Annotated in this window: 5 protein-coding genes; 3 read left to right on the forward strand and 2 right to left on the reverse strand. The window is 58.9% G+C overall.

The features are described 5' to 3' along the window. Positions 1-9: 9 nt before the first annotated feature. Entirely contained in the window at positions 10-687 is a 678-nt protein-coding gene (locus FPZ52_RS18260) for an OmpA family protein (RefSeq protein WP_240804518.1), read from the reverse strand. Between the two features lie 143 nt (positions 688-830). Between FPZ52_RS18260 and FPZ52_RS18265 the strand changes: the two genes are divergently transcribed. The 3 genes from FPZ52_RS18265 to FPZ52_RS18275 all read left to right on the forward strand — a co-directional run bounded on the left by FPZ52_RS18265 (position 831) and on the right by FPZ52_RS18275 (position 5811). Continuing rightward, the gene (locus FPZ52_RS18265) at positions 831-2243 is read left to right on the forward strand and encodes a TolC family outer membrane protein (protein ID WP_146367146.1); all 1413 of its coding nucleotides are present in this window, start codon (positions 831-833) and stop codon (positions 2241-2243) included. An 11-nt stretch (positions 2244-2254) separates the two neighbouring features. Then, the gene (locus FPZ52_RS18270) at positions 2255-4495 is read left to right on the forward strand and encodes a type I secretion system permease/ATPase (RefSeq protein WP_240804519.1); all 2241 of its coding nucleotides are present in this window, start codon (positions 2255-2257) and stop codon (positions 4493-4495) included. Between the two features lie 74 nt (positions 4496-4569). Continuing rightward, positions 4570-5811 carry an HlyD family type I secretion periplasmic adaptor subunit gene (locus FPZ52_RS18275; protein WP_146367029.1) on the forward strand — a complete coding sequence of 414 codons (1242 nt, stop codon included), beginning with the start codon at positions 4570-4572 and terminating at the stop codon, positions 5809-5811. Positions 5812-5860: 49 nt separating this feature from the next. Here the strand turns inward: FPZ52_RS18275 and FPZ52_RS18280 are convergent, their stop codons facing one another. Then, the gene (locus FPZ52_RS18280; protein WP_146367030.1) at positions 5861-16975 is read right to left on the reverse strand and encodes a calcium-binding protein; all 11115 of its coding nucleotides are present in this window, start codon (positions 16973-16975) and stop codon (positions 5861-5863) included. Positions 16976-17449 lie beyond the last annotated feature (474 nt).

Genomic DNA, 17449 nt, shown 5'->3' on the forward strand with positions numbered 1-17449 from the left:
TGATGACCCCTAGTAGGCCAACGCGACATCCAGCCGTGCAGAACTACACAGGCAACGCTGAGCGTATTCAACCTTACGGATATCGGACGCGCCGTAGCCAACCGCGATCCCGCAATCCTCGCGTGCGGCACCTGCCATCTGGAAAGCGGCACCGTTCTGACCGCTGCTTGACAGGGACGCGTAAGAAGTTTGGGCACGGCTCAACTTGGCCAGCAGATCCTGTTCCAGCGACGGGCCGATCGAGTCGCGGTTGATGGAAACAGTGCGATAGCTGCGGCAAGCAGCGAGGATATCATCCAGACGCACGGTCACCCGGCGGTTGCGGCGTTCGGGCGTTGCAACACTAATTAGCAACTCGTTCTCGCCACGGGTTTCAACGTGATCGACACGATCCACCGGCACGCCAAGCGCTGCCAATGCATTCGCCACGGTACGTGCCCGGCGCAAGCCAAGGTCAAGATTGTACCCGGGACTACCCATTGCGTCGGTATACCCTACCACGACTGTCGGCTTGTAGCTGTCTACCGCCTTCAGCCGTTCCGCGATTTCAGCCACTTGCGCTTGCCCGGACGCATCAAGCTGATCCGAATCGAACTGGAAGTTGACCGTGCCGAAATCCTGCGCGCTTACCTGCGCTGCCGTGAACGCAAGGGCCACCATCAAAATGATCTGGCGGAAGAATCGCATCTGCCCAGCTCCCTTTGCCGCTAACTGTGCCAATTCAATGGCAATATGGACACAGTTCATTCCCGGAGTCGATGTTTTCTGTTACCCAAGGTTAACTCATGGTGTAGTTTTGCCATAGATGTTCAGCCTTCCAGGGAGGAATGATGTTCCGGTCTAACGTAACAACACTCGCCGCGGCCTTCATGTTCTCTTGGGCGGGACCGTCCTCCGCGCTAAATCTGGAAGACGCGATTTTCTACGTCCTTGAAACCAACCCCGAAATCAAGGCGGCCGAGGCAAACAAGCAAGCCATCGAGTTCGAACTCGACCAGGCCCGTGCGTTCAACATGCCGCGTTTCGAACTGGAGGCATGGACCGGTGCCAGTATCAATGACGGCAGCACGACATCCGATCTGACAGCCGCTGACGACGCGATCACCGGCTATCAGGTACGGGGTCGTATGACGCAGAAGATTTTTGACGGATACGAAACACGCTCCGAAATCGAGCGGCAGGCTTTCCGTGTCGATGCCGCGGCGCTCCGCGTGCTTGAGCGGTCCGAATTCCTGTCGCTGGAAGCCATCCGGCTTTATGCTGACGTATTACGCAGCCAGGAACTGGTTGCGCTTGGTCAGCGCAATGTCGACTATCATCGCGCGGTCTACGACCGGCTTGAAGGCGGCTTCGAAGGCGGCGTTGTTCCGGTGGGCGACATCCAGCAGGCCGAGGAACGGCTATATCTGGCAGAGGACACGCTGCTAAGCTTTGAGTTGGACTTGCAGGACATCGAGGACAATTTCCTTGCCATTGTCGGCGTGGAGCCATCATCGCTCGCCGCTATGCCCGGAGTGGCATCTGCCATCCCCGGCTCGCTTGACCAAGCGCTTGGTATTGCCCGCCGCCGCAACCCGTCCATCCGCTTTAGCCAAGCAGACGTCGGGACATCCGAGGCCATGGCGCGTGTCGCCGCCGCGAACAAATACCCGACCATTGATCTGGAAGCCGATGTTCTGGGTGGCGAGGACGTCAACGGGTTCGAAGGCGCTGTCCGCGACGCCAAGATCGGTCTGGTCATGCGCTACGAATTCCAAGGCGGCCGCAAGAAGGCCGAGCGGCAGGAACAGGTTCGCCGGATCAGCGAAACCCGCGCCGACCTGCTGCGCCGTACACGCGTCGTCGAAAAGGAGGTGCGCCATAGCTGGGCCAGCATGCGATCAGCCGAGCGCCGCCGCGCGGTCGTTGAAAAGCAGGCGGCGCTGGCACGTGAATTGCGGGAAACCTACCAGAACGAATACCAGGTCGGCGCGCGGTCTCTGCTGGACATCCTGAATACGCAGAATTCACTGTTTCAGGCTGAAGCAAACCTTGTGAACGCGCGCTCGTTCGAACGCTATGTGAAGTATCGCCTGCTCGCAGCGACCGGCACACTGCTACCGACACTGGGGATACAGCCTCCGGAGGATGCAAATCCCTATGCGGGCGAGCGCTCTGGTGCGCCAGCGGTCGGAACGACGAACGCCAATACACATTTCGATGCCTCTTCTTACCGCGACTGGCGTAAATCCGTCGACAACTAGGCCGTGCACATTTGATCCGAAAGCACCATGAAAGAAAGATCATAGCGTCGGAAGGCCGTAAACCGGCACAGGAAGGAGACAAGGCCCGCGTCGCGCCTGCCACGGTCGCGCGGACCAAGCAAAAATGGGACTTCGCGACCGGGGTTCCTGATCCGCTCGCTGCGGCCCTGGTGGAAGCGATGCGGTTGGCCGGACGAGAAATTGGGGTAGATACGCTGCTAGCGGGTCAGGCCCTGCCGGTTGATGGTCGCCTGACCCCTGCCCTCGCCTGCACGGCAGCTCAACGGCATGGATTTCGCGCACGCCTGACACGCCGTAAGCTGTCCGATTTGCCAGATGCTGTTTTCCCATGCGTCCTGTTCCTGAACGGTCGGGACGCTTGCGTGTTGACGGGGGTGTCGGCTGGCAAGGCACAGGTAATCTGGCCGACACGGTCCACCGATCCGCTAGACATCCCCACAAACGAACTGACGGAGGCCTATGCGGGTCACGCGCTCCTGCTGCGCGTCGAGTCGATCACTAAGACCACGACGGCCGATCCGGCTTCCTCCAAGCGCCATTGGTACTGGGGGGTCGCGACAAAATTCTGGCCGGACTATGCGCAGGTTGTCGTCGCCTCGGCGCTGATTAACCTGCTTGCACTGGTGGTACCCATCTTCACGATGAACGTCTATGACCGCGTCTTTCCTAATGCCGCAATCACGACCCTTTGGTCCTTGGTGACGGGCGTCACGATCGCACTGGTTTTTGACGCGTTGTTGAAGTGGTTGCGTTCCGCGGTGGTGGATCGGGCCGGACGTCAGGTTGATCAGGCAGTATCGGCCGAGATTTTCCGCCATGTGGCCGATCTGAAATTGGAAAGCCGCACAATGGCATCCGGCACGTTGATGAACACCCTGAAAGACTACGAACAGGTGCGGGATTTCTTTTCCTCGCAAACTGTCGCCACACTGACCGATCTGTGCTTCACGGTGCTGTTCATCGCGGTCATTGCCTATATCGGTGGGCCGCTCGCCCTTCCGCCGGCGATTGCACTGGGGCTGGTCCTGGTTATGGGCGTTGTAATCCTGTGGCCACTGCGCACGGCATCCAATCAATCGCGGCAAACCCAAGGGCAGAAGAACGCCGTGGCGGTTGAGGCGATCAGCGAATTGGAAGCGTTGAAAGCGATAGCGGGCCAAGGGCGCATGCAATCGCGCTGGGAACATCAGGTCGCAGAAAGTGCCAAGTCGAATGAAAAAAGTCGTCGCCTTGCCTTGTTCGCGACCACCGTCACGGGGCTGGCTCAGCAATTATCGTCAATCGGGATCGTCATCATCGGCGTCTATCTGGCGCTGGAAGGACAGTTAACCATGGGCGCGGTCATCGCTGCCATGATCCTGTCCGGGCGTGCGCTGGCCCCCACTGCAATGCTCGCGAGCCTGTTCGTTCGGGCCAGTTTCGCCTTCTCGACGCTGAAAAGCCTGAACCAGATCATGTCGCTGCCATCGGACAGTGGTGACACCGGGCAGATCAATGCCGAAATTGACCAAGGCGGCTACACCCTTCAGCGTGTCAGTTTGCAATATCCGCAGTCGCAGGTGGCATCGTTGCAGGATATTTCACTGAACATCGCAGGCAATGAACGCGTCGCCCTTATTGGTCCCATCGGTGCGGGAAAGACCAGTTTAGCCCGAATACTCGCCGGGCTGTTTGCACCAACCGACGGGCTAGTGCTGCTCGACGGATTGAACATCGCGCAACTGGGGGCCGCGCGGATGCGGCGCGATGTACAACTGGTAACGCAAGATCCGGTCCTCTTCTCAGGTACACTTGCTGAGAACATCGCGTTTGGCGCACCGCACGCGACCGGTGAAGACGTGCTGCATGCCGCCCGTATTTCAGGCGTGGATCGGATTGCTGCCAAGCATCCCGACGGCTTTGCCATGCAAATCAGTGAACGCGGCAGGAACCTGTCGGGCGGCCAAAGGCAGCTGATTGCCCTTGCCCGCGCATTGCTTACGCGACCGAGAGTCCTGATCCTTGATGAGCCTACCAGCGCAATGGACCAGCAAAGTGAAAAGCTGTTCATCCAAAGCGTCACACGCGCGATGATGGAAAGGCCGATGACGCTGATTATCTCGACCCACCGCATGGGGCTGCTTGCGCTGTGTGATCGCGTGATATTGCTGGATGGCGGCAAGGTGGTGCAGGATGGACCCAAGGCCAACGTCTTGGCCAGTTTGGCGGGAAATCGGGGATCGGCCGAGTGAACACCAACAATTGGGATCTTCGCGATTTTTCTCAAGGACGGCGCGCTTCCGAATTGGGACGCGCATCGCCCTTGATGACGCTTTTTCTGTTGGTTCTGCTGGCTATGATCGCATCGGGGATCGCATGGGCGTCGTGGGCGCGGATCGAGGAGGTCGCCAGAGCCGAAGGGCGTGTTGTCCCCACGGGGCGCGCGCGGAGCGTCGAAAGCCTGGAAGGCGGCATTGTGCGCGCGATCAACGTTCAGGAGGGCGCGTTCGTGACGGCGGGGCAGTCTCTTGTCGTGATCGATGACACCGGATCGTCGGCGAGCCTCGGGGAACTGAACGCAAAGCGCGCTGCGCTGACCGCACAAGCCATCCGCCTGAACGCTGAGGCCAACAATGCGGATGCGCTGGATTTTTCCGCGAGCGAGATTGATCCGAGCTCACCGCAAGCGCAAAGAGAATCCGCGCTGTTCGAGACAAGGCGGGCGTCTTATCGTGGTCAACGGGCGGTTCTTGAATCTCAAATTCGGCAGCGCGAACAAGAGATTACGGAACTAGAGGCTACCCTTCCGCAGATCGACCAAAGCCTTGCCCTGCTGGATGAAGAGATAGAGTTGCGCTCTTCAAGTGGCGTGGTGTCTCGTGCACAGTTATTGCCGCTGGAGCGGGAACGAAGTGCCGCCCGGCGTGAACGTGACAGCTTTGCCAGCCAGTTGGAGCGCGCGCGCACCGCACTGGACGAAGCACAGGCGCGGCTGGTCGAACTGGATCTTACGCGGCAGACCGAGATCAGCACAGAACGTTCTGCTGCGCTTAACGAACTGGCGGTTGTCGAGGAGTCGATCAAGCGGGCACGAGACGTTGTGGACCGCGCCGACTTGCGCGCACCCGTCGATGGCGTAGTGTCCCTTTTAAACGTCAATACAATAGGTTCCGTCATTGCACCGGGCGAAGAAGTGCTGCGTATCGTGCCTGATGATGAACGACTTCAGGTCGATGCGCGGGTCCGCCCGGAAGATATCGCGTTCGTGCGCGCGGACCTGCCCGCGAAGGTCAAATTGACCTCGTTTGACTTCACGATCTATGGAGCGTTGGACGGGACGGTGGTTCGGGTCGGCGCGGATGCGGAACAGGATGAGGCGACGGAAGAGATTTACTTTCCTATCGTGGTTGAGACATCCAGCAACGAGTTGAGCCGTGCCGGAAAAACCTTTGAAATCAAGCCCGGTATGGTCGCGCAGGTCGATATCATGACTGGCGAGCATACAGTGCTGGACTACCTTCTCAAACCTTTCCGCAAGGCGCGAATGGAAGCGTTACGCGAGCGGTGACATGTGTACACCGACCGTACACTGTACGTACACCGGTGCTGCACTCTTGTCATACGATCGCGCTGGCCTGCTGGCCGCTAGCGTCTTCGAATATGACCTGCACCTGATCTGCAAATCCGCCATCGACAGATGCCACTTGCGCAACTTCATCCCCGTCCACATTCAGTGACCCGCTGCCATTGTCATAGCCGACATGGTCGGACAAGTCCCCGTCCTCCGCAAGCTGGACGAGCGCGGACAGATCAATCTTGTCGCCGCCACCTTCGCTGTCCGGACCTTCATAATCGGTAATGACATCGGTCATTGTCAGACCGGCCACGACGAAGGTATCGGCCCCTTCCCCGCCGGTCAGCGTATCGGCATAGGCGCTGCCGATGATCGTGTCATTGCCCGCACCGCCATCGACGGCAAAGCCACGATCAGCCACGCTGAGGTCGATCAGATCATCACCGCCAAGCAGCTCGAACATCTCGATACCATCGAAGCTGTCCGAGTTGTCCACGATCACCACATCATCGCCTTCGGTGCCTCTTGCGATGGTGGGATCATCGGCATCGCGGGTGATCTCGGTGCGAGGAGTCTGCGATGCGTCGTCTTGCTGCACATCAAGCACCTGCACCTCGTCATCGGCTGGGGCAGGATCTTCCGGCTCGGGTTGTTCATCGACAGTGAAGGACATCGTCGCCGGTTCACCTTCGGGCAAGGTCGACGCGGCCGCCGGGCTGGCCATTGCGAAAGTTGAAAACCCTTCGACCGGGTCCACGAACTGTACCTCGACAGGGACGGGCGTCGCTTCGCCATGGTTCGTCGTGACGGTAATCGTAGCCGTGAAGTCCTCGGCCAGGTCGAGAGGGATAGATACGGACAACGCAGCGACCATCGCGGCGAAGGCCACCGGGTCCATACCGTTGCGCTGTAGTGTTAGTTGCGTGCGTTCGTCATTCAACGTGCCGCCTTCCGGTGCGGTCGTACCCGCCGGCAAAGCCTGGCTGAAATCGATCACGACTTCTTCCAGCGTTTCCCATTCATTGGTGTCCGTCGGAACGATGGCGGCATCTATGCCGAACTCGACCACCTCGCGGCCGGGGGCATTCGTGACGACGATCGGATCTTGCGCGAGCGTGACCTCAACGTCCAACTCACCTTCAATGTCGATGGTGAAGCTGCCGCTTCCTGTGCCGCCTTCATTCGTGGTCACATCCACGGTGCCGCTGATCGGCGTGTCGTTGGTGGCGAAATCGGCGGGGAAGGTGATGGTGAGAGTCTCGAAATCGTCCCCCGTGCCGGTATAGGTCAGTGTGCCACCCGTCGCAGTGCCGGAGCCCGCGTCCGAAGTCCAGGTGGTCCCGTCGGGCACACCGGTCAGGGTATAGGTGACCTCAGCCACCTCTGACCCGTCCGTATCCGTCACATCGACCGTGATATCGTTGCTCGGCGTGTAAACCAGCGCGTCATCCGTTTCCGTCAACGCGACCGCATCATTGTCGACACTGAATTCAAGGTCGGCGGTCGGGGTGATGGTCAGATCAAGCTGGACGGGTTCGGAAGGCTCTTCATCGAGATAGAGAGATTCGGGCGCGGTGGAGTCGATGGACACAGCGACGGCCGACAAGGACACGTCGCCCCCGAAATCTTCGGGCGGCACATAAGTAACGGTTCCAATGGGAGTAAAGAAAACGCCCGGACCGCCTGTGCCGCTGGAGGGTATGGTCACGACACCATCGCCGTCGGGTGTGAGTGCCACACCGTCGAGATAGATTGTACCGCCCTCTGCCGGCAGGGTAATCTCGAAACGCATTTCTTCATGCGGGTCGGGCGTGGTGCCGGACAGGGTCAGGATTACACCGTCCGGATCGTCTTCGACGCCGGTATCAGGCGTAGCCTCGAAGGCGGTCAGTGTTGGCACGTCGGCGTCAGGGCGTACACGGATAACAAAATCTTGTTCAAAATCAGCCGTGTTGTCTGATTGGTCTTCCAACCCGTTAATGAAATCGGTTTCCAAGGACTGGATACTGAGCGTCAGTTCGAACTGATCGGGGATGCCCGTGTTGATTTCATCCGGTGTTCGAGCGTGTTCAGGCAGCAGATAGATGCTGACATCCTCGAAGGCGCTCTCGGAAATCGTATAGGTTCCGTCGCCGTTGTCGACAAACCCGCTGCCCGATGGCCCCACCAGCCGCAAACCCTGATCGTAGTTGTCCTGCATGTTGATCGTGATCGAAACGGCTTCCGAACCATCCTGATCGGGGCTGAAGATCTGGACCGCCGGAAAGGTGTTGAACGGGATATCTTCGATGATTTGGAGCAGGGGTGTTCCGTTACTCACCTCAATATAGGGAAGGCCGGTATCCGGATCGCCCTGTGAATCGTCGATGACGACCGTTGGTATATCCGCAACCGCATCGACATAGATCTGTTTCGACGCGGTGTTCGACGCGGTGTCGCCATTGATATCTTCGGTCGTGGCAGTGACCTCGATGGTCATGTAATCGCCGCCGAAATTTTCCGGGGGCAGCAGTTTCAGCCCCGCAAGGTCGTCAGGTGAAACGGTAAAGGTGCTGGAGGTCGCGTCGGTGCTGTCGGCTATGACCTCGGTGCCATCGGCGAGGAACAGCGTGCCGCCCCCCGCCTCGCTGGAAATCGTGATCGTGACATCACCGATCAGGATCTCGCCACCATCCATGCCGCCGGCGACATCCATGACGCTGTTGTCGAGGGCCAGACCCAGATCGTATTCCGTGTCTTCCTTGACGGTATTGTCCCCGCTGAAAGTGATCACCGGACCGTCGGCGACGGGAATGATGTTGATATCGAAAGACGAAGGGGTCGTCGTGATGGTTCCGCAGCCGACATTGTTGACCGTCATCGAGAACTGGATGTCGTTCAGGCTGTCATAGGTATCGTTGGGGCCGATGGTGTCGGCGGGATTAAACGGGTTGGCGGGGCTGGACTGATGCGGCGGCGGGGTGATGGTGATGGTACCCAGCGTTGTCGTCGGGTCGGACGGGTCGACACCCAGTTTCGCGATGTCGATCACCCATTGCCCGGTCGTCGGGTCAAGATAGACCGCGCCCGGCGGGTCGCTGGAAATGGTTGCGCCGGACGGCAGGGAGATCGAGACAGTCACGCTGCCTGAACGCGGATCGCCCTCCGCGTCAGGCGGCAGGTTGAACAGGTCGTTGAGCGTTTCGTAATCTCCCCCCGGCGTCAGCGTCGGCTTGAGGACGATGCCTTCGTCCTCCAGCGTCGAGTCCGGTCCGACAAAGGTCAGGTCAGGCGCATCGATTGGAGAACAGTCGAGATCGTCGCCCTCCGGATCGGGCAGCACGACCACGGTAAAGGGTTGTTCCGTCACAGACCCGCCGGGCTGCGTATCGATTGCGTCTAGGTTTTCGGTGATGTTGTCACCGGTCAGCTCGATGATCTCCTGGTCGTTTTCATAGACGATACCGTAGAGCATCAGGTCATAGAACGTGACTTCGGACACGTCGGGAGCAAGGAAGGTAATCGAGCCAAGCTGCGATTCTGTAACCAGATAGGTCGAACCGGCGTCGTCGATCTGTTGCGCCCCGATCAGGAAAGCGCCTTCGGGTACACCGTCGATGATGAAGTAGAGCGTTTCCGAGCCGTCGAAGCCGTCTGCGTCCTGGATCTCGGTCATGACGCCGGTCAGGGGATCGGCGGTGTCGAAGATCGAATCGTCACGTGTGTCCGGCAATGCGGTTTGTAGAGTCGCGTCGCTCAGACGTTGGTCGAGCGCAAAGCCCGCGCCACCATAGTACCCGGCATAACCGTAAAGCTTTGTGAAGTCGTAGCCCGTCCCGCCAGTGAAATCGGCATTCACGTCGCCTTCGTCGATGGAACTGCCCGCAACGGTCGGATCGTCTTCCTGCGCGCCCAGATCGGCCGGGTCGGCGATACCTGTGACATCGATGGTGATCGTGCCAGTGTTGGTGACCAGTTCCGAATAGATTGGTTCGTTATCAGGCGGTACAGGGGGGTCGGTTGTCTCGTAGTAGGTGACTTCGACGTCGAGCGTCAGCGTCTCGTTGCTGTCCTGCCGCGGCAAGATCCACAGATTCTGAACTTGTTCCTCCGTCAGGATGTAGGAACCGTCAGCCTCCGGGACAATTTTGGTCCCGCCATTGCCGGGATCACCATCGTAGAAAATCGGGCCCTGATCCGCGAATTCATCGCCGTTGAGGATCGTCAGGGTGATCGGGTACTGGATGGCTTCTGGCGAGCCGGGCGAATTGTTACTGTTATCGATCAGATTGCCATCGATCAGAACCTTGACGGCCGTGTCTTCAAAGGTTTCGGCGTTCTCTGACGGATCGCCGCCGTCTGTTGTCGGCTCGATATACAGGTCGACATTGAGCGATGTCACGCGTGTGCCGCCACCATCGGTTTCGGTGGTAACAATATCGACGCTGCCAACGGCATTACCCGAGAAATGCTCCGGTATGTTGCGTAGTTCGATATCCTCCCACTGATTGCTCTCAAGACTCCAGACGTTGTAAATCAGGCCGGTCTCGGGGTCTGGTACCCGCCCGATTGTCGAAATCAGTGCCGGGACCATGGGACTGTCGGGATCATTGACGTCAGAGCGCACATATACGGTCATGAAGTTCGGCACATTCCGCAGCACTACGGCCGTAACCTGCTCGGATTCATCCGTGTCGTTCTTGATCGGATCAAGTGAAAACTGCCATGTGCCTTCGGCGGCGTCGATTTCACCTTCGACGCCATTTTCGGGCGGTGCGATATCCGCGAAGTTGTTGACAGGGTCCACATCGACGTCGAATTCCGCGCTGGCGGTGCCATCGTCCGTCAGTTCCGATCCGGCGGTGTTCGTCGTGTTATCGACCGTGGTGACTTCGACGGTCAGATCGGCGTCCCAGAAATCGCCGTCGGCGGTGAACCCGGTGTTCTCGGGATAATCCTCGCTGCGGTTGACGTCATAGTCTTCGTAAAGCGACGGGGTCAGCTGGAGGGCGCCGTCGAACGACGTCTCGTCACCGACAAATGTCAATGTCAGAACACCGGTGCCGCTATCGTAATTCGCGATGTCCACCTTGTTCCACTGTTCATCACTGATCGCAGTCAACCCGTCGCGGGCGAAGAACGCGTCGCGACTGACATCACCAGTGCCCGGATCGACATGCGCTGCAATCCACGCGGTCGGGATGTTGCTGATGACAACCGTGCCAAGCTGCTCCGAACCGTCATCGTCCGGCGTTGAGGCGGAGATGCCGACGAACAGTTGCACCTGCCCTGCGTCACTCGACCCGTCATCAGTGCTTTCCAGAAGGGTCAGGATATCGCTGATCGAGACAGTATTGTCCTTGACCGACGCATCGACGCTTGTCGGGCTATCCGATGCCACTTCGTTATCGTTCAAGACGAAGACGTTGGACTCCAGCTGTGCTTCGGCCACGGCAGCCACTGTGACGGTGGTGGTGAAGCTGCCATTCGACGAGTTGTCGGTGTCGTCGTTTTCAACATCGCCGGGATAGATGTCCGGAGTTGTCGTCTCGGTCCAGTCCAGCGTGCCCGAAATGTCGGCGACGCCACTGAAATGCTGCGGGAAGGACAGTTGCAGGCTTTCCAGTGCAGTGGTGAAATCAGCGTCGGAAACCCCATCAGGTCGGGTAATCTGGTATGTAACCGTTTCGTTGCCGTTATCACTTGGCCCGTCAATGGTAATGAAACCTTCGTTCCCGGACGGGACAATCAGTGCCATGTCATCGGTATTGGCCGGATCGAAATCATCCGAGGCCGTATCGACACCGATGGTTAAACCCATTGTCGTGATGACTTCAGAGCCGTCATTGTCGCTCAGCGCGATATCGGTGAAATTCAGCGAAACGTTGCGGCGCCCCTCGATATTTTCAGTGCTGTTGACCGCGTCGGCGGTGCCCGACGCCGGATCGATCACCGCGTCCACGTCCATATCGACGATGTCACTGGCCGTGTCGGTATCGGTGTCCGGGATGCTGTCGGCGTCGTCAACAGATGTGACGGTCGCGGTGATTTCACCGCCGTCGAGGAGCGTGGCAACGTCGCGGTCGTCGTTTTCCAGCGGGGTCAGGGTGATGCCCGCGCTGACGCTGGTCACACCGGCGGCCAGAATTATCGTGATCGTCGTGCCGGACAGCGTGGCCGAAGCTATGTCCGTCGTGCTTGTGAGCAGGCCCGACACATCACCATCGGCCCCTGCCCAGCCTTCAGGGATGTTTTCGATGACGATCTGGGTGAGGGATTCCGAGCCGTCCTGATCCGGGGTAGAGGCGTCGAAGGTCAGCACGAAGCTGTTGTCTTCCTTGACGATGAAATTATCGACATCTGCGTCGCCATTGTCGATCTCGGTCACGGCGGGGTTGTCGGCCACGGACAGCTCGATCACGGGTTCCGCATCGGGCGTGATATCGACGTTGAAGCTGGCTGAAGCCGGATCGCCTTCGTCCGAGACCGCATCGACAGTGACAACAATGCGACCGGAGAAATGGGTCGGCAGTGTTTCGATGGCCAGTTGGTTCAGAAGGGCAATGTCCGCGGCCGTTCCGGTGAATTCGATGGTGTTGTTGGCGGGATCAAGCGTGTAGGTGTTGGTCCCATCCGACAGGATCGTGTCGCCATTCGTCGGCAACCCGTCAAAGGTCAGCGTGACGGTCTGCAGCGTTTCTGACCCATCGATATCGACAACAGCAACGTCGATATTGAGCGGTATCGTCTGGCCGTCGCCATCGGGCGGATCGGTCACATAGTCCTCGACCTGCGTGATGTCTTCGGTCGTTATCGCGATGTCGGCTTCGGGCGTGACCGTGATGGCGAAGTTCGATGTGGTCTGGCCGTCTTCGGGCGTATCGGTGTCCCAATCCTGATCTTCGTCGGTAATGAAGGTCACCGTACCCGTGATATCCGTATCCCCGGTCGAGAAATCATCCGGCAGCCGGATGACCATCTGGTTGTATTCTTCCAGGGTAAAGTCACGGGTGCCGTTGGTGATCGGCTCGAAGGTGACTGCATTGTCGAGCGACAGCATAGCGCCATCCGGCAGACCCGATACGTCGATACGCACGATTTCTATGGATTCCGATCCGTCTGCGTCGCTCGGTTCGGGTGCTTCAAGCGATTCCGCGATTTTGAACTGGATCGGCGCCGTCGTGGTGTCGTCGCTGTCATCTACATCCGGCGGGTCATTCTCGGCCAGTTCACGGGTGAAATCGTCAATCTCCGGCAGATCGCCTTCGGCGGTCAGCGATATAGTCAACGTACCTGTATCGGTGTTGGTGGTCTCGTCGCCTTCATCCGTGGTCGCGGTGATGGTGATGGAAGGCAGCGGATCGGCGGCCGGGCTTTCAGTGGAATAGTCCGTAGGCAGCTCGATGGTGAGGTCCTGGTAATCTGCGAGCGAAATGCCGGTCAGCCCGCCGGCAGGCAGAGCCGCGAAATCGCCTTCCACGGGCGTGCCCGTCGTGATCGCATAGCGCGTGCCATCCGGAAAATCGTTGAAGGTCAGGTCGATGGAGACGATGGATTCCGAGCCGTCGATATCCGTCGCTTCGGGCAACACGCCGCCGGAGCCGGTATCACTGGGCTTGAACGTCACCGGCGCGTCGGTTTCGGCAAGCGCTATCGTGCCGTCTTCGACCAGCGGGTCGCCTTCGTCGTGGATCGTGATGGTGAAAGTGCTGTCCGCCTCGACATTGGGCTCGCCCGTATTCGGGTTGATGACCAGGTGGACGTCGGCGGTGAATTCGCCGGGTGGAGGATTGACCGTGCTGTCCGTGGAAAAATCCTGCGGGAAGGTCAAGGTGACATCCCCCGGCGCGATGGCATCACCCGGATAATTGTACGTGAAGGTGTAAAGGCCATCGCCATCTGGGCCGCTGATCGCATCCGGTCCGACGTTCGTTGTGGTACCCGCCGGAAGGCCCGGAATGGTAACCGTGGCGCTTTCTACCGTTTCGTTGGAATCCGGATCGGTAAACTGCAGATAATCGGAGAACAGGATCTCCAGCGGCGCGTCGGTTTCGGTCGTCACCACATCACCAACAACCATGGCATCCGGTGTCGGTTCGATCCGGAGGGTTTGATTGGTAACCTCCTGACCTTCCAGGGTCGTGACGGTGATGGTGCTTTCAACCGTGCCGTTCACATCCGGGGCAAAATCCATCACCAGCCAGTTCGCCTCGTCGACAGTCCCCGTCCAGGTGAGGGTCGCCGGATCATAACTGTCGGTGACGTCTGCTCCGTTGCTGCTGAAGGTGGTTCCATCCGGCAAGGCACGCGAAAAGGCAATTGTCACGACGGCGGAAAAATCGCTGCCCGGAACATCGGTTTCCGAACCGTCAATATCGCCGATTACGATTTCTATGCCGGTGTTCCCGGCCGCGATGTCGTCCGCCGTCACGGCGAATTGACCCAGCCTGATGGTCGTCCCGTCCTGACTTAGCGGACCGCCATCCTCAGGAACCTCGATCTGTTCGGGCGCGGCCAGGTCGATGTCCTCTTCAAACTCGATGACCAGTTCACGCGACTTCTGTTCGAGACCATCGGTGGAGCTGGCGAAGGGATCGATGGTGCTGTCGGGCTCTTCCGCGCCGCGCGCCGTGAGAGTAAAGTTGAGTGGCAGCGATTTGTCACCATTCGTCAGGTCAGACCGGTTGGCCGTCGAGAAATCCGGCGGCACGGCGAAGCTGATCGCGTTATAGGCCTCGATCACGTCCCCGCCGATTGCGTCGGCATTGAGCGTGATGGTCATCGTCACGGAGCCGTCGGCGGCAACTTCAAAGACGACCTCGGCGTTCGGGTCCACAGCAAGCGACAGGTAGCTTCCGTCAATGGGGTCTGCGAGCGGGTCGCCGTTTTCATCCGTCGCGGGCAGACCTTCGACGACCAGGATCAGTTCAGACAGGGGTTCCGACCCGTCGATATCGGTTTCCCGGGGTGCCAGCAGATCCGAGGGCAGGATGGGATAGGCGCTTCCGTCTTGTTGCTGATCCTCGACCAGATTGTCGTAGGGCATGCTGTCGTCAATCGCGACATCGCCCTCGGAATTGATGGTCAGGGAAAACGGGATGTCCTGGCCACCGGTTTCATCTTCGTTCGACGTAGCGCTGATCGCGCCGGTGATCGGGCCATTGGCGAAACCGTCGCTGCGGTTTTCGGTCGAGAAGTCTTTCGGGAACACCAACCGCAGGGCGTTATACTGCGCACCGGTGCCGGAGAACACCAGCGTCCCGGATGCAGCATCATAGGTGATCGTGGAATCCGGCACGCCCAACCACATGATGCCCGGCGAATCGACCACTGCCGACGGTACACCTTCAAGCGTCAGCGTGACGTTCTCGAGCACCTCATGCGGCTCGCCGGGGTCGAAATCGCTGATCGCCACATTCCAGACGGCAGACGGGTTGACGATGATCGGCGCATCGGTTTCCGTGCGCGTCACGTCATTCACGTCGAAGTCGATATCGCCTGTGGGCGCGACTTCGATGGTCTGGGTGGTCTCGGTTTCACCTTCGGGGCTGATTGCCCGGATGGTTGATGTAATGGTGCCGGAATAGTCGCCCGGCAGAGTCATCTCCAAGGCCCGAGCCTCTTCCATGGACCCTGTCCAGACACCCGTATCCGGATCATAGGTGCCGCCATTGAAGGCCATGCCCGGAGGCGCGTCCTGATACGTGATCTCGACATAAGTGCTGTCTTCGGATCCGTCATCATCGGTGGCCTGCACTTCGATACCAAGGTCGAGACGCACACCGGACCCGTCACCGTCGAAGCTGTCTTCCGCGCTTTCCAGAACCGCCGGTGCAGACAGGTCGACGTCCAGCTCATAGGCCAGTGCAACATCGAAATCGCCGGATATGACGCCATCTTCGTTTGTCGTGGCAGAAACGGAACCTGTCAGCGTGCTGGGCGGGTTCTGGGTCGAGAAGTCGGTGGGCAAGCGGACAACGATGTCTTCATATTCTGCCAGCGATCCGGAAAAATTGATGCTGCCATTCACATCGACATAGGTGGTGCCTCCATCATACGACACCTGCGTTCCGGGCGGCAGGTCAGACATCGAGAATGTAACGCCCGTGATGTGTTCGGACCCGTCGATATCGGTGGCAGCGGGCTGGAGCGCGTCAGAGGGGCGGAAATCAACCGGCGCGTCGGTTTCTGCCAGCGCCAGCGCGCCCGGACCTTCAAGCGTGATGTCGTCTTCCTGACGCACTTCGACTGTCAGCGGGACAGTGACATTGTCACCGAGGATGCTGGTGGCGGTGATGGTGCCGTCAAGGATACCTGTAGGTGCGTCGATCCGGCTTTGCGTTGAGAAGTCGGTCGGAAAGGTTATGACCAGCGCCTCGAATTCGGAATAAGATCCGGAAAAGGTAAAGGTCAGCGTCCCATCGGGCTGCGGCGTCAGTTCTCCTGCGCTTGCCGAAGCGCCCTCGGGCAAGCCATTGAGTTCGACAGTGAATGTCGCAAACTCTTCTGCAACGGCCCCCGCCTCTGCCGTAACAGTGTAATAATCCGCCAGACGGAAACTTACTTCCGCATCGGTTTCGTCAAGAATGACCAGGGCCTCACCGTCCGGATAAAGCGGGTCTATGTGGATGTTTGCCGGACCTGCGCGGCTGCCATGGAGTTCCCACTCGTCGCGCCACGGAAACACATATTCGGTCGGCGGCAACAGCGGGTGCCACGGAATGCCCACGAGGGGATCATTGACGAAAACCTGCTGCTCCGCCCCGCTGGACATCGATGCATCCGGGCCAGCGATCGAGTTGGGAACCTCGACAGCCTCGACATCGCCTATCTCGTTCCATTCGCTTTCGGGCGTCGCATAGTCGGTTGCGCGCGGCGAAGGAACGGTCACCTGCGTGTCTTCGAGTCTTAGCTGAATGTTGCGTTCGGCCGCACCAAGAAGGACATAAACGGAATAATCAGGCTGGATCAGGGCGATATGACCATCGACCAGTACGGGTCGCGAATAATCGATATCCGCGGGCAGTACGATCTGACCAGACTGGTTAGGAGATAGCAAAACGAGGCCGCCAATGTCCCGTCCCGCAGATTCCGCTTCGATCAGGGCTTTCAATTCGTCCCGAGTGGTTTGCGCGGATACCGAATCGATGTCGGCAACATCTTCGATTGTCGTGGTCATGGCACCCTTCCCTCAGGGTTAGCAAAGTCTTAAGCGACACATCATGCAAGGAAAACTTCACTCTATTCACGACGCTACGTCAAGGTGTGCCGGCAGGCGCGAAGAACATGGCAGGCACCCGATTTGGCCGCCCGGAACCGCAGAACAGAGCCGCTGGGTCGAACGGGTTCCGTCCTCGCTGCGCTTGTGTCACGATCCGGTCATCACACGTCCTCTGACCGCTCACAGCCAGATTCCTCTGCGGGCCAAGCGCCAAATGGCGCGGACTGATCGGCAAAAAATCGCCCATGGTGTCGCGTAGGCGACATTCCGCCCGGACTGTATGAGTTATGTATCAATCAGGTATTGTTTAAGGTGATTTGAGTACCAACATCAACGAGAGGTTCAGAATTCTGAACCTCTCGATTTCGGTTCAGCAATCGACCGAGTTCTGACCACTTGATCAAGAACAACAGCATCCCAGCACGTCTGCTC

Source organism: Qingshengfaniella alkalisoli (assembly GCF_007855645.1).
GTDB classification, from domain to species: Bacteria; Pseudomonadota; Alphaproteobacteria; order Rhodobacterales; family Rhodobacteraceae; genus Qingshengfaniella; species Qingshengfaniella alkalisoli.